Annotated in this window: 14 protein-coding genes; 6 read left to right on the top strand and 8 right to left on the bottom strand. The window is 69.7% G+C overall.

The window, feature by feature from the left end; genetic code table 11:
- Positions 1–104 precede the first annotated feature (104 nt).
- The gene (locus IFU11_RS07740) at positions 105–1,214 is read left to right on the top strand and encodes a M4 family metallopeptidase (RefSeq protein WP_228501989.1); all 1,110 of its coding nucleotides are present in this window, start codon (positions 105–107) and stop codon (positions 1,212–1,214) included.
- Between the two features lie 41 nt (positions 1,215–1,255).
- Positions 1,256–1,528, top strand: coding sequence for a protealysin inhibitor emfourin (locus tag IFU11_RS07735; protein WP_064294474.1), 273 nt, complete (start codon positions 1,256–1,258; stop codon positions 1,526–1,528).
- A 33-nt stretch (positions 1,529–1,561) separates the two neighbouring features.
- Here the strand turns inward: IFU11_RS07735 and IFU11_RS07730 are convergent, their stop codons facing one another.
- Positions 1,562–2,602 (bottom strand): LLM class flavin-dependent oxidoreductase, encoded by a 1,041-nt coding sequence (locus IFU11_RS07730; protein WP_192018582.1) that lies wholly within the window; start codon positions 2,600–2,602, stop codon positions 1,562–1,564.
- 168 nt (positions 2,603–2,770) lie between these two features.
- Here IFU11_RS07730 and IFU11_RS07725 point away from each other — a divergent pair, with 168 nt between their 5' ends.
- The gene (locus tag IFU11_RS07725; protein ID WP_192018581.1) at positions 2,771–3,400 is read left to right on the top strand and encodes a hypothetical protein; all 630 of its coding nucleotides are present in this window, start codon (positions 2,771–2,773) and stop codon (positions 3,398–3,400) included.
- 36 nt (positions 3,401–3,436) lie between these two features.
- On the opposite strand, the gene IFU11_RS07720 is transcribed toward IFU11_RS07725, so the two are convergent.
- On the bottom strand, positions 3,437–3,718 hold the full coding sequence (locus IFU11_RS07720) for a YdeI/OmpD-associated family protein (RefSeq protein WP_137243255.1): 282 nt from the start codon (positions 3,716–3,718) through the stop codon (positions 3,437–3,439).
- Between the two features lie 84 nt (positions 3,719–3,802).
- Positions 3,803–4,234, bottom strand: a complete 432-nt coding sequence (locus IFU11_RS07715; protein ID WP_064294478.1) for a pyrimidine dimer DNA glycosylase/endonuclease V — start codon at positions 4,232–4,234, stop codon at positions 3,803–3,805.
- Positions 4,235–4,385: 151 nt separating this feature from the next.
- Here IFU11_RS07715 and IFU11_RS07710 point away from each other — a divergent pair, with 151 nt between their 5' ends.
- Positions 4,386–5,702 (top strand): MFS transporter, encoded by a 1,317-nt coding sequence (locus IFU11_RS07710; protein ID WP_192018580.1) that lies wholly within the window; start codon positions 4,386–4,388, stop codon positions 5,700–5,702.
- A gap of 3 nt (positions 5,703–5,705) precedes the next feature.
- On the opposite strand, the gene IFU11_RS07705 is transcribed toward IFU11_RS07710, so the two are convergent.
- Both IFU11_RS07705 and IFU11_RS07700 read right to left on the bottom strand, forming a co-directional pair.
- Positions 5,706–6,236, bottom strand: coding sequence for an adenine phosphoribosyltransferase (locus IFU11_RS07705; RefSeq protein WP_124769542.1), 531 nt, complete (start codon positions 6,234–6,236; stop codon positions 5,706–5,708).
- Between the two features lie 88 nt (positions 6,237–6,324).
- On the bottom strand, positions 6,325–6,699 hold the full coding sequence (locus IFU11_RS07700; protein WP_064294480.1) for an FKBP-type peptidyl-prolyl cis-trans isomerase: 375 nt from the start codon (positions 6,697–6,699) through the stop codon (positions 6,325–6,327).
- A 328-nt stretch (positions 6,700–7,027) separates the two neighbouring features.
- On the opposite strand from IFU11_RS07700, the gene IFU11_RS07695 reads away from it, so the two are divergent.
- Positions 7,028–7,930 carry a fumarylacetoacetate hydrolase family protein gene (locus IFU11_RS07695; RefSeq protein ID WP_371742742.1) on the top strand — a complete coding sequence of 301 codons (903 nt, stop codon included), beginning with the start codon at positions 7,028–7,030 and terminating at the stop codon, positions 7,928–7,930.
- Positions 7,931–8,004: 74 nt separating this feature from the next.
- Here IFU11_RS07695 and IFU11_RS07690 read toward each other — a convergent pair whose 3' ends face one another.
- From IFU11_RS07690 to IFU11_RS07680, 3 genes are all read right to left on the bottom strand, one after another.
- Entirely contained in the window at positions 8,005–9,483 is a 1,479-nt protein-coding gene (locus IFU11_RS07690) for an aspartate ammonia-lyase (RefSeq protein WP_086474295.1), read from the bottom strand.
- A gap of 177 nt (positions 9,484–9,660) precedes the next feature.
- Entirely contained in the window at positions 9,661–10,563 is a 903-nt protein-coding gene (locus IFU11_RS07685; protein ID WP_191941368.1) for a phosphodiesterase, read from the bottom strand.
- Between the two features lie 73 nt (positions 10,564–10,636).
- A complete protein-coding gene (locus IFU11_RS07680) occupies positions 10,637–12,088 on the bottom strand; it encodes an NCS2 family permease (RefSeq protein ID WP_137243259.1) in 1,452 nt (483 codons plus the stop codon).
- A gap of 135 nt (positions 12,089–12,223) precedes the next feature.
- Here IFU11_RS07680 and IFU11_RS07675 point away from each other — a divergent pair, with 135 nt between their 5' ends.
- Positions 12,224–13,501, top strand: a complete 1,278-nt coding sequence (locus IFU11_RS07675; protein WP_079707128.1) for a uracil-xanthine permease family protein — start codon at positions 12,224–12,226, stop codon at positions 13,499–13,501.
- Positions 13,502–13,568: the final 67 nt, after the last annotated feature.

Below are 13,568 nucleotides of genomic sequence, written 5' to 3'. Positions count from 1 at the left end.
CAACGGCGTTCACACCCGCGCTATTCCCGGCCCATTCGGCATCCTGTCCACAGCGCGCCGCGCGAGCCGTACGCCGTGTCGGCCGGCTATGGCAGGATCACCGCATGAACGGCTCACCGAACCCTTCGTCCAGCATGCCGACACCGGCCCCGCGGCACGTGTGCGGCATCGTCCCGCCCTGGTTGCTCGAGCGCATCGCCGAACTCGACGCTCCGCAGCTGGCACGCGCCGCCAGTGCCGCACGGTACTCGCTGCTCGCCACGCGACCATACCGCTTCCCCGAGCCAGGGTCGGAGCGGGCCGCTGATCCCGTGCGCAGCGCCACGGCCGGCAAGCGTCCGGTCGGCACCCCGGAACGCAGCATCCACGACGCCCGGCGGACCGAGACCCTCCCGGGCACGCTCGTCCGCTCGGAGGGTGAGCCCGCCACCACCGACGCCGCGGTCTCCGCCGCTTACGACGGCCTCGGCGACACCCACGCCCTCTTCGCCGAGGCGTTCGCACGCGACTCCATCGACGGCCGCGGGCTGCCGTTGCTCGCCACGGTGCACTACGGCGACGACTACGACAACGCGTTCTGGAACGGCGAACAGATGGTCTTCGGCGACGGCGACGGCGAGGTCTTCCGCAGCTTCACGAGCTCCCTGAGCGTCATCGGCCACGAGCTGGCCCACGGCGTGACGCAGTACACGGCGAACCTCGTCTACGAGGGGCAGCCTGGAGCGCTCAACGAACACGTGTCCGACGTCTTCGGCGCCCTCGTCGAACAGCATGCGCGCGGCGAGGACGCGGCATCGGCGTCCTGGCTCATCGGCGAAGGGCTCTTCACGGACGAGGTCGAGGGCAACGCACTGCGTTCCATGCTCGCCCCGGGCACGGCCTACGACGACGACGTCCTCGGGAAGGACCCGCAGCCGGCGCATTTCGACGACTACATCGAGACGACCGACGACAACGGAGGCGTCCACCTCAACTCCGGCATCCCCAACCGGGCGTTCGCGACGCTCGCCGTCGCCCTCGGCGGCAACGCCTGGGAGCGTGCGGGGCTCATCTGGTACGACACCCTCATCGGCGGCCTGTCGGAGCGCGCCGACTTCGCGACCTTCGCCGCGGCGACGATCGCTGCGGCCGCCGCCAGGTTCGGTGTGGACTCGGAGGAGCACACCGCGGTCGGGCAGGCGTGGGCGCTCGTCGGCATCGAGCCGTCCGCGTGAGCGTCGTGGCAGCGCCCGGGCTCGCGGAGTAGCATCGCGGCATGAAGGTCACGGTGACGAGGAGCGGCGGTGTAGCCGGTCTCACCCGACGCTGGGAGGTCGTCGTCGACGAGCAGCCCGACGTCGACCGGTGGATCGTCCTGCTCGACCGCCTCCCGTGGGACGACACCCCACAAGGACCACCGGTCCCGGATCGGTACGTCTACCGCATCCGATGCGCCCCCAAGGAGGCCACCCTCGGCGAGCAGCAGCTCACCGGTCCCTGGCAGGAACTCGTCGAACGGGTGCGCGCCGTCCAGCCGCCACGCGACTGACGATTCCTCGCCGGTCGCATGACCCCGACGGTGTCAGTGCTGCGGGAAGCGCTCCGCCAGCAGTTCGATCGTCCGCTCACGTGCGGGCGCCGAGTTCGACGGCGTGCCCTCCCGTGCCGACCCGACGGGCGACACCATGACCTCATCGACACCGAAGCGGTCGGCGAGACCCTGCAGCTCCGCCGCAGCCTGGTCGGCGTCGCCGATGATCCAGGCAGCGCGCATCTGCTCGACGAAGCCGAGCTCGAGATCGCTCTGCTCGGTCGCGGCGGCCTCTTCGACGGTCGCGATGGGTCCGAGCGGCTTGCCGGAACGCAGTCTCGCCATCTGCTGCAGGTTGGGGAGCGCCAACGCCTCCGCCTCGGCGGCCGTGTCGGCGACCACGGCGTTCGCGGTCAGGAAGGTGCGAGGCGCGTCGAGGAGTGCTGACGGCTGGAAACTCGACCGGTAGAGCTCGAGGGCCCGAGCCGTCCCCTGACCGGAGAAATGGTGCGCGAAGACGTAGGGCAGCCCGAGTGCTGCGGCGAGCGCCGCCGAGTAGTCGCTCGATCCGAGCAACCACACGTCCGGCACACTGCCGGCCTTCGGCGTTCCCCGCAGGGCGTACTCCTCGCCGGAGGTCATCCGCACGCTCGCACCGTCGACGCCGAGGAGGGCGACGATGTCCTGCACGTTGTTCGGGAACCGGTCGACGTCGCTCGTGTTGCCCGACTGGCGGAGCACGGCGGAGATGACCGGGTCGCTGCCCGGTGCCCGGCCGAGACCGAGGTCGATGCGGCCGGGCGCGGAGGCCTCGAGGAGCGCGAACTGCTCGGCGACGACGAGCGGAGCATGGTTCGGGAGCATCACGCCGCCGGAGCCGACGCGGATCCGCTGCGTGGCGGCAGCCAGGATGCCGATGACGACCGCAGGGTTCGTCGATGCGACGGACGGCATGTTGTGGTGCTCGGCCACCCAATACCGGTGATACCCCAGCTCGTCGGCGCGCTTCGCCAGGGCGATCGTCGCGGCGAGTGCCGCAGCCGTGTCCTGGTCGGTGCGGACAGGGATGAGATCCAGTATCGAGAGTCGCATGGTCACCTTTCGTCGCGCTGCCGAACGGCGACAGACGCATCAGGGTGCAGCGCTCGGACGGCCTGACATATTCCGCCTCGGCGACCGCAGTGGATTCCCAGGGCGATCCAAGCCGGATGCCACACCTGACGCGTACGCTGGACGCCCGCGACCATGAAGGAGCACAGCATGGGATTCCTCGATCGACTGCTCGGACACCCCGACTCCGATGGACCTGTCCAGGGGACGGGCGGCGCGAGCCCGGCCTCGGCCCCCGCACGGACGGAGGACGAGATCGCCGTCGAACGCTACCGCTACCTCCTGCGGACCGCGCCGCCGGAGACCATCGAACAGGTCCACCAAGAGGCCTTCACGAAGCTCACCCCCGAGCAGCGGGGCATCCTGTACCGACAGCTGTCGGAGGACGCCCCGACCGGTGAGGCACCGGCAGACGACTCCCCCAAGGCCCTCGCGCGTTCGGCCACCCGGGCCGAAGTGCGGCAGCCCGGGACCCTCGAGCGCACCCTCGGTCCGCAGGGCGGCGGGATGAGCTTCGGCAGCATGCTGGCGAGCTCCATGCTCGGCACCATCGCCGGTGTCGTGGTCGGTTCGGCCATCGCGCAGGCGTTCATTCCGGACACCGTCGGAACCGATGCCGCAGCCGATGCCGGCGGCACCGATCAGAGCGGTGCCGAGGCAGGGGCGGGAGACGGCGCGGCGACCGACACCTCCGCCGACGGCGGCGGCTGGGGTGACGGTGGATTCGGCGACTTCGGTGGCGGCGGCGACTTCGGTGGCGGCGGCGACTTCGGGTTCTGAGCCCTGCCGACGCCCGGGCGCGGCGTCATGCGTCCGTCAGCGCCGCTGACCACCCGCGGTACGCGCAGGAGCGGCCGTCCGGAGCTCCACGGCCCGCTGGGCGAGCAACTCGATGACCGCTTCGATCCGTGCATCCCGGTGCGCGTCGTCGGATCGCTCCACCCACGTCGCGAGTTCCCGCTGTGCGCTGTTCGGCAGGCCGCGGAAGAACGACAATCGACCGGCGTCGTCGATCGCCTCCTCGAGGTCCGGCCGCAGCCGCACCACCGTGCCGGTCGCCGAGAGCGGCGCGGCTCCCACATCAGCGTGTCTGCCCATGCGGCAACGGTAGTGGGTCAAGCGGCAGCCGTCGAGCAGCTCGGCTCTGACCGACCTCGTCCAGGTCTTCAGGCCGTCAGGACCTCAGGCGAGTTCCCACGAGGCGACGCCACCGCCGACGACGACGAACACCGGGTGCGGCTGCGGTCGCCAGACCTTCGCCCATCGCGACGCGACGTCCGGGCTGCGTCCGAGCAGGTGCCGCCGCAGGTTGCCCCATTCGTAGTCGAGCTGGCCGTCGGTCACGACGAGAGGGTCCCGGAGGACGCCGGAGGCGACGACCCGCGCGCGGTCGAAGACGATGTCGCGCTCCTGCGCCTCGTCGGCGACACCGTTGAGATAGGCCGCGATCGCCTCCAACGGTTCGTCGGCCTCGAGGAAGCGCTGGAGCTGCGGGTGTGCACGGAGGCTCGATCCTGGCTCCTGCAGGACCCGTTGGGCGATCAGCCCTTCACGCCAGGACGACGTCAGCGCCTGGGCGTCGAAGTACCGGGGATGGATCGACCAGAGACGCATGTCTCCATCCTGCCCGAGCGCGCTGACAACCGACTCCGGGCAGCCCCTGCCCCTCGCCGCAGCGCATGACCCTCGCCGCGGAGCCCTGCCGCGACGCGCGTAGGCTGAGGTGCATGTCTGAGCGCGCCACATCCCGTCACCCGATGCCCCGGTGAGCGCTGCACCCGGATCCGGCCGGCGCGGGCTCCTCGTCGATCTGAGTCCACTCCGGGAGAGTCCCGCCTTCGCCCGCCTGTGGATTGGCGGGGCGATCACCGGGATCGGCGGCCAGATGACCATCGTCGCCGTCGGCCTCCAGGTCTACGACCTCACCGCGTCGACGTTCGCGGTCTCGCTCGTGGGCGTCATCGCCCTCATCCCGATGATCTGCTTCGGGCTCTACGGGGGCATGCTCGCGGACGCGTTCGACCGACGCACGGTCGCCCTGACGGCCGCCGTGGTCACGTGGGTGTCCACGGCGATCATCGCGGTGCTCGCCTGGAGCGGTTCGGAGCTGGTCTGGCCCCTGTACCTCCTCACGACGATCAACGCCGTGTCGACGACCGTCGTCGGGACGACGCGGCAGGCGATCCTCCCCCGACTGCTGCCGGCCCGCCTCCTACCGTCCGCCGCGGCGTTGTCCGGCATCGCCGCGGGGGTCATGGTGACGGTCGGACCAGCACTCGCTGGCGTCCTCGTGGCCGGCGTCGGATTCCGCTGGACCTACACGATCGACGTCGTGCTGTTCGTCGCCGCCTTCCTCGGGATCGCGTCGCTGCCGAAGATCCTGCCCGAAGGCGGCGTCAGTCGACTTCCGGGCCTCGCGAGCCTGGTCGACGGCTGGACCTTCCTCCGGACGGCCCCCAACGTCCGGATGACGTTCATCGTCGACATCGTCGCGATGACGTTCGGCAACCCGCGGGTGCTCTATCCCGCCGTCGGCACCCTGTTGCTCGGCGGCGGCGCGATCACCGTCGGGGTCCTGACCGCGGCCGGCGCGGTCGGCACCCTCCTGTCGAGCCTCGTCTCCGGACGACTCGGCCGGATCGACCGCCAGGGCCGCGCCATCGAGCGGGCCATCATCGTCTACGGGCTCGCCATCGCCTGCTTCGGCGCGGTCCTCGCGTGGGTCACGTTCTCCGGAACGGCGACGCACGATGCCGCCGACGCGAACCTCCCCGCCATCGTGATCGCGGCGATCGCCCTCGCCGTCGCCGGAGCGGCCGACAACATCAGTTCGATCTTCCGGATGACGATCCTCCAGGCGGCCGTGCCCGATGCCGTGCGGGGCCGGTTGCAGGGCGTCTTCACCGTCGTCGTGACCGGTGGACCCCGCGTCGGCGACCTCTACATCGGCCTCGCGGCTTCGGCCTTCGCGCTCTGGGTACCGGCGCTCGCCGGCGGACTCCTGGTCGTCGTCCTCGTCTGGACGCTCGTCCGCGTCCAGGGGGCCTTCCGCCGCTACGACGCCCGGACGCCGACGCCGTAGCGTCTAGGCGGGAGCCGTGGCGATCGAGAAGACGTCGCGACCGCTGAGCGAGGCTCGGCCGGGCAGTCCCTCGAGCTCGAGCACCAGCCCGAGCCCTGCCACCTCGTATCCGGCGCGCTCGATGAGGTTGACCGCCGCACCGCAGCTGCCGCCCGTCGCTAGCACGTCGTCGAGGATGAGCACGCGCGTCCCGGCCGGTAGCTGCTCAGTGCGCAGTTCCAGGGCGGCGGCACCGTACTCGAGTCCGTAGTCCTCGCGGAGCACCTCACCCGGCAGCTTGCCCGCCTTGCGGATGGGGACCAGTCGCGTGTGGGTCGCGTACGCGACGGCCGCGGCGAGCAGGAACCCACGGGCCTCGACACCGGCGACGGCGTCGAAGCGACCCTCGAAGCGCGCCGCCAGCTCGTCGATGATCGCGCGGAAGGCGTCCGCGTCGGCGAAGACCGGGGTCAGGTCGCGGAACAGGATGCCGGGCGTCGGGAAGTCCGGAATGGTCGCCGTCAGGCGGTCGACGTACTGGGTTGCGGTGGTCATGTGGTCCTCGTTCGGTCTGGGAGACATGCGACACCCCTCGCCTCAGCGACGCGTCGGTCGAGAGAGACGAGGGGTGACCTGCGGATGGTTACTTGACGCCCAGGAGGTCGATCACGAAGACGAGCGTCTGGCCGGAGAGCTGGTGGCCGCTGCCGGCCGGGCCGTAGGCGAGCTCCGGCGGGACCGTGAGCTTGCGACGGCCGCCGACCTTCATGCCGGGGATGCCGTGCTGCCAGCCCTGGATGAGGTTGCGCAACGGGAAGTTGATGGACTGCCCGCGGCTCCAGGAGGAGTCGAACTCCTCGCCGGAGTCGTAGCCGACGCCGAGGTAGTGGACGTCGACGGTCGAGGAGGCCTGAGCCTCGTCCCCCTCGCCGAGGAAGATGTCCTCGATGACGAGTTCGGTGGGGGCCGGGCCTGTGGGGGCGTCGACCTCGGGCTTGGTGCGTGCTGAATCGGTCATGACTCCATCCAAGCAGTTCCGCCTGATCGGTTCACGCGGATTTCGCTGAGCGCGTGACACCCCGGCCGGCGCCCGGTGGTGTGCCCGTCGCGCCACACCCGGTACTTGGGGGTTGCGGGCCGTGGCCCCCGGGTGCATGCTGGAGGGACAGACCAACTCATCGCCCGGGCGACTCGCAGGCATTGCCGCAGCACCGGGCGATGAGTCTGTCCGGGGCCGTCGCCCGGGGATCCGTCTCGCCTCCCGTTCCGTCGTGTCCGGGCACCCGCAGCTCGGACCGCTATGTCCACAACGCCCGCGCCCGACGCGCCTGCGATACCGTAGACGGGTGAAGTTCGCCCATTTCGTCGCCACAGACCACCAGCCGAGTACCCCCGCAGAGCCGCGGGTCCGACTCGCCGTCATCAGCGACACCGGGGCGGTGTTCCTCGACGAGATCCTCGAGGACGCCCCGCGCGACCTCCAGGAGCTCATCGAACGCGGCCCTGCCGAGCTGGACCGCGTGCGGAGCTTCGTCGAGACGTCCGTCGCCCACGGTGTCAGCGGAGAACCCCTCGACGGGCTCGTCCACGCGTCCGCGGTCCTCCGTCCGCCGACGATCCTCGCGGTCGGGCTCAACTACTCGGCGCACTCGCAGGAGCTCAACCTCAAGACCGACAACGCCCCCACCATCTTCGGCCTGTGGGCGAACTCGCTCACCGGGCACGAGGGCACCACGAGCTGGCCCGCGGCGATCAGCGAGCAGGTGGACTACGAGGCGGAGCTCGGTGTCGTCATCGGCCGGGCCGCTCGCGATGTCGATGCGGCCGATGCGCTCGGGTACGTGTTCGGGTACACCGTCGTCAACGACATCACCGCCCGCAACATCCAGTACTCCGAGGCGCAGTGGTCGCGCTGCAAGTCCTTCGACGGGTTCACCCCGACCGGCCCGGTCGTCGTGACCGCGGACGAGATCCCCGACCCGCAGGACCTCCACATCTCGACCGTTCTCGACGGCGTGACGCTCCAGGACTCCTCGACCAGCCACATGGTCCGCAGCGTCGCGACGCTCATCGAACACTTGTCGGGCTCAGCGACCCTCCTGCCCGGAACGCTCATCTCGACGGGTAGCCCGGGCGGCGCGGGATACTCGCGCGACCCGCAGGTCTTCCTGACCGACGGCGCGACGGTGACCGTGTCCGTCGAAGGCGTCGGATCGCTCACGACGCACTGCACGGTCACCGCCGGGTAGCGACTCCCCCACAGCACACGACGAAGCCGTCCGGACCCTGGTCCGGACGGCTTCGTCGTGTGCAGCCGCGTCGGTCAGCGACTCGGGTCGGAGTCCGCGCCCGGGATCGGCAGGTCGATGATCGGGATGGCCGAGGTGATGGCCTCGATCCCCGAGAGCCGCGCGGGCGAGAGCTGCTTCGTCACCTCGTCGCGCGTCATGAGGTTCGCCTCGACCACGAGGTCCGCCACATTGCGGCCCGTGAGCAGCGCGGTCTTCGCGAGCGCCGCAGCCGACTGGTACCCGATGAACGGGGTCAGGGCGGTGATGACGCCGACGGACGCGCCGACCATCACCTCGAGCCGTTCCTCGTTCGCCGTGATGCCGTCGATGCAGTTCACCCGGAGCGTCTTGCACGCCTGCGCCATCCAGACGATGCTCTGCAGCAGCGAGTGGGCGATGACCGGCTCGAAGGCGTTGAGCTGCAGCTGCCCGGCCTCGGCCGCCATGGTGACCGTCATGTCGGCTCCGACGACGCTGAACGCCACCTGGTTCACGACCTCCGGGATGACCGGGTTGACCTTGCCCGGCATGATGCTCGATCCGGCCTGTCGGGGCGGCAGGTTGATCTCGCCGAGGCCTGCCTGCGGACCACTCGACAGCAGACGCAGGTCGTTGCAGATCTTGGAGAGCTTGATGGCGCTCCGCTTCAGGGTGCCGCTGAACGACATGAACCCGCCGGCGTCGCTCGTCGACTCGATGAGGTCGGGTGCCGTGGTGAGCGCCAGGCCCGTGATCTGGTTGAGGTGACGGACGACGGCCTCCGCGTAGCGCGGGTCGGCGGTGATCCCCGTCCCGATCGCGGTGGCGCCGAGGTTGACCTCGGCGAGCAGCCAGAGGGTCTCGTGGAGGCGGTCGTAGTCCTCGTTCAGCGTCGTGGCGAAGCCGTGGAACTCCTGCCCGAGGGTCATCGGGACGGCGTCCTGGAGCTGCGTGCGCCCGACCTTGAGGACGTGGGAGAACTCGACGGACTTCGCGCTGCACGAGTCGCGCAGCAGGCCGAGCTCCGTCAGGAGGAACTGCAGCGAGAACGCGAGCGCGATCTTGATCGAGGTCGGGTAGACGTCGTTGGTGGACTGCGACCGGTTGGTGTCGTCGAGCGGGTGCAGGAACTGGTATTCGCCCTTGGCGTGGCCAGCGAGCTCGAGCGCGATGTTCGTGATCACCTCGTTCGCGTTCATGTTCGTCGACGTACCTGCGCCGCCCTGGATCACACCCACGATGAACTCCTCGTGGAAGTCACCGTCGATGATGATCTGGCACGCGCGGTCGATGAGGTTCGCCTTCGCCGGGTCGAGGACCCCGATCTCGGCGTTCGCGCGGGCGGCGGCCTGCTTGACGCTCGCGATGGCGACGACGAGGTCGGGGTAGACGGAGATCGGACGCTTCGTGATGGGGAAGTTCTCGAGCGCGCGTGCCGTGTGGATGCCCCAGTACGCGTCGGCCGGGATCTCCATCGAACCGAGTGAATCCGACTCCGTCCGAGTCTCGTCGCTGTTCGTCCTGTCCGCCATGTCGTCGTCTGCTCCAAGGGTGGTGGGGGTGCTGCTGCTGGTGGTGCTGATCGTCACTCGTGGCTCCGTTGCCTGGTGGGTGGATGTCCCTTCCAGCGTAGCCGGGTGCGATCCGCGATGCCTCTGCGGTGTCTTGGACCCGAGACGGTTCCGTGCCTGCGGTTCAGCGACCGTGGGTCACCGCTTGCGCGAGAACGCCTCCAGCCGCTCGGCCGGGCTCAGGGCGGCCATGCGGTCGATGAACGCCGCACTGAAGGTGTCGGCGGTGGTGTAGTCACCGAGTGGGACCGTGGAGTGGGTGATGCGGTCGTCGTAGACGTGCACGAGGTTGAAGGACTGACCGCCGAACATCCCGTTCACCTCCACGGACGGGAGCGAGAGGTTCATCGAGTAACAGCTCGCGCTGGCGACCTGGACGGGGATGCCGGCGAAGGTGCTCGAGGTGGAGTAGTGCAGATGGCCGCCCAGGATGGCCCGGACGTCGCTCCCGCGCAGCACGGCCTCGAGCCGGTGCTGGTCGCGGAGCTCGAGGATGTCGAAGAACGGGATACTCGACGGCACCGGCGGGTGGTGCATGGCGAGGATGCTGCCGAGCGGCGCCGGCGTGGCCAGCACCGACTCCAGCCACTGCAGCTGGCTGTCCTCGAGCTCGCCGTGGTGCCACCCCGGGACGGTCGAGTCGAGGCCGATGACGCGCAAGCCGCCGAAGTCCCAGACGGCGTCGAGCGGCTGCTCCCCTGCCGGCAGGTCGAGGAGCTCCGTCCGCATGACCGACCGTTCGTCGTGGTTGCCCATGAGCCAGACGATGGTGGTGCCGAGTCGCTCGGCGACGGGCTCGACCCGCTCCCGGAGTCGACGGTAGGCGTCGGCCTCTCCGAGGTCCGCGAGGTCGCCCGTGAACACCATCGCGTCGGGCCGGAGCTGCATGCGCTCGATCTGACGGAGGGCCTGCTCAAGGTTGGCCTGCACGTCGACCGCGTCGTAGAGGCGTCGGCCGTCGGCCAAGAGGTGCGGGTCGCTCAGATGGACGATGACCCTGTCGGGAGCCGGGTACTGACCGAAACGGACGTCGGAAGTCATGGTCCGAGTCTAGGAGTCACCGCCGACGTGCTCCGCCGCGGTCGACCACCCGAGGGCGGCCGACCGCGGACGGTCAGGACGCGACGCCGAGGAGCTGCTCGATGGGTCCGCGGGCGAAGAAGACGAGGAACCCGGCTGCGACGACCCACAGCAGCGGGCTGATCTCGCGCGCCTTCCCGGACAGGGAGCGGAGCACGACCCAGGCGATGAAGCCGGCGCCGATGCCGTTGGCGATCGAGTACGTCAACGGCATGACGACGACCGTCAGGAACACCGGGAGCGCGACCGAGAACTCGGTCCAGACGATGTCCTTGATCTGCGACATCATGAGCGTCCCGACGATGACGAGCGCGGCGGCGGCGACCTCGGAGGGCACGATCTGCGTGAGCGGCGTGAAGAACATGGCGAGCAGGAACAGCGCGCCGGTCACGAGGTTCGCGAGGCCGGTCCGTGCCCCTTCGCCGATGCCCGCACCGGATTCGATGAAGACGGTCGAGGAGGAGGACGAGGTCGCGCCACCGGCGACCGCACCGACACCCTCGACGATGAGCGCCGAGCGGAGTCGCGGGAAGTCGCCCTTGGCGTCCGCCACACCGGCCTCCTTCGAGAGCCCGGTCATCGTGCCCATGGCGTCGAAGAAGTTCGTGAACACGAGGGTGAAGACGAGCATGAGCGCGGCGAGGACGCCGATGCGCTCGAAGCCGCCGAAGCTCACCTGGCCGAGCAGGCTGAGGTCGGGCACCCCGACGACCTGGGTGGGCAGGGTCGGGACGCTGAGGTTCCAGCCACCGGGGTTCTCGCCGCCGTTGGAGGCGCCGACCTTGAAGACGGCCTCGGCGATGATGGCGATGATCGTGGAGGCGACGATGCCGATGAGCAGGGCGCCCTTGATCTTGCGTGCGACGAGCACCCCCGTGAGCAGCAGGGAGATGACGAACACGGCGGTCGGCACGGTGGCGACCGAGCCCTCGATCCCGAGGCCGACGGGCGGCGAACCGGCGCCCGTCGAGCGGACGAAGCCGGCGTCGACGAAGCCGATGAACGCGATGAAGAGGCCGATGCCGACCGTGATCGCGATCTTCAACTGGATGGGCACCGCGTTGAAGATCATGGCGCGGAGTCCGGTCGCCGCGAGGAGGACGATGATCAGCCCGTTGATGACGACGAGCCCCATCGCCTCGGCCCAGGTGACCTGACCGACGACGCTGACCGCGAGGAACGAGTTGATGCCGAGGCCGGCCGCGAAGGCGAACGGCAGCCGCGCCACGAGACCGAAGAGGATCGTCATGACGCCGGCGGTCAGGGCGGTCACGGCGGCGACCTGGGCGAAGCCGAGCTCGCCACCGGTGACGTCGGCCGAGCCGCTCAGGATGATCGGGTTGAGGATGACGATGTAGGCCATCGCGACGAAGGTCACGAGGCCGCCGCGCACCTCGCCTCCGACGGTCGAGCCGCGCTTGCTGATCTCGAAGAAACCGTCGAGACGCTCTCGGAACGAGCGCGGAGCGGTGGGCGTCGTGGTCACTGGACCTCCTGGGTCTGCATCGAAGCAACCAGCGTACCGGCACGGCGGACCGCCCCGCGACGACCGGGATGCGAGGGTGCCGCTACGATCGGCTGGACCCCTTACCCAGCACCCTCCTCACGGAATCGAGCTCACATGGCGCTGCCCTGGACTCTGCACGGCGACGGCAAGCACGTCCCGACCCACGCGATCGTCGGCCCCGGAGAACGGCTCACCTGGCCGCGGACCATCGGACTCGGCATGCAGCACGTCGTCGCGATGTTCGGCGCCACGTTCCTCGTCCCCGTGCTGACCGGGTTCCCGCCCACCACGACGCTGTTCTTCTCGGGCGTCGGCACCATCCTGTTCCTCGTCATCACCAAGAACCGCGTGCCGAGCTACCTCGGCTCCTCGTTCGCCTTCATCGCCCCCATCTCCGCCGCGGTCGCGAGCCAGGGCATGGGCAGCGCCCTCTTCGGCATCCTCGCGGTGGGGCTCCTCCTGGCGCTCGTCGGCGTCATCGTGCAGGTCACGGGCACCGGGTGGATCGATGCGCTCATGCCGCCGGTCGTCGCCGGTGCCATCGTCGCGCTCATCGGGTTCAACCTCGCCCCCGCCGCGAAGAACAACTTCGTGGCGGCTCCGATCACCGCCCTCGTGACGCTCGCGGCCGTCATCCTGTCGACCGTCGTCTTCCGCGGGATCCTCGGCCGACTGTCGATCGTCATCGGTGTCGTGGTCGGGTACATCGTCGCGGCGATCCGTCAGGAGATCGACTTCTCGAAGATCGCGGACGCCGCGTGGGTCGGCCTCCCCGAGTTCCACCTCGCGGACAACCCGATCTCGAACCCGGCGGTCTGGGCGGTCCTCCCGGCGTTCCTCCCCGTCGTGCTCGTCCTCATCGCCGAGAACGTCGGCCACATCCGTGGCGTCGCGCAGATGACCGACGCCTCGGTGAACAAGCAGACCGGTCGCGCGCTCCTGTCCGACGGCCTGGCGACGATGCTGGCCGGCTTCGGCGGCGGTTCGGGCACGACGACCTACGGCGAGAACATCGGCGTCATGGCGGCGACGCGGGTCTACTCCACGGCGGCCTACTGGGTCGCCGGTCTGTTCGCGGTCCTCCTCGGCCTCTCCCCCAAGGTCGGTGCGGTCATCAACACCATCCCGGCGGGTGTCCTCGGCGGCGTCACGACGGCCCTGTACGGACTCATCGGGATCATCGGCGTGAAGATCTGGCTCGACAACAAGGTCGACTTCTCGAAGCCCGTCAACCAGTTCACCGCGGCGACGGCGCTCATCATCGGCATCGCGGACTTCACCTGGGTGGCGGGTGGCGACGTCAGCTTCAACGGGATCGCGCTCGGCACGATCGCCGCGATCGTCATCTACCACGTGATGACGACCATCGGTCGCTGGCGGAAGACCGCCTGACCCGTCCGGTGCGGGTGCGTCAGCGCGGTGCGCTGGCGTCAGCGCGGGTCGTACGCGTGAGCGCGGG

The sequence above is a fragment of the Plantibacter sp. CFBP 8804 genome (assembly GCF_014841225.1).
In the GTDB taxonomy this organism is placed as follows: Bacteria; Actinomycetota; Actinomycetes; order Actinomycetales; family Microbacteriaceae; genus Plantibacter; species Plantibacter auratus.
The sequence above is the reverse complement of the archived record's forward strand: the minus strand, read 5'-3'. Positions and strand labels throughout refer to the sequence as shown.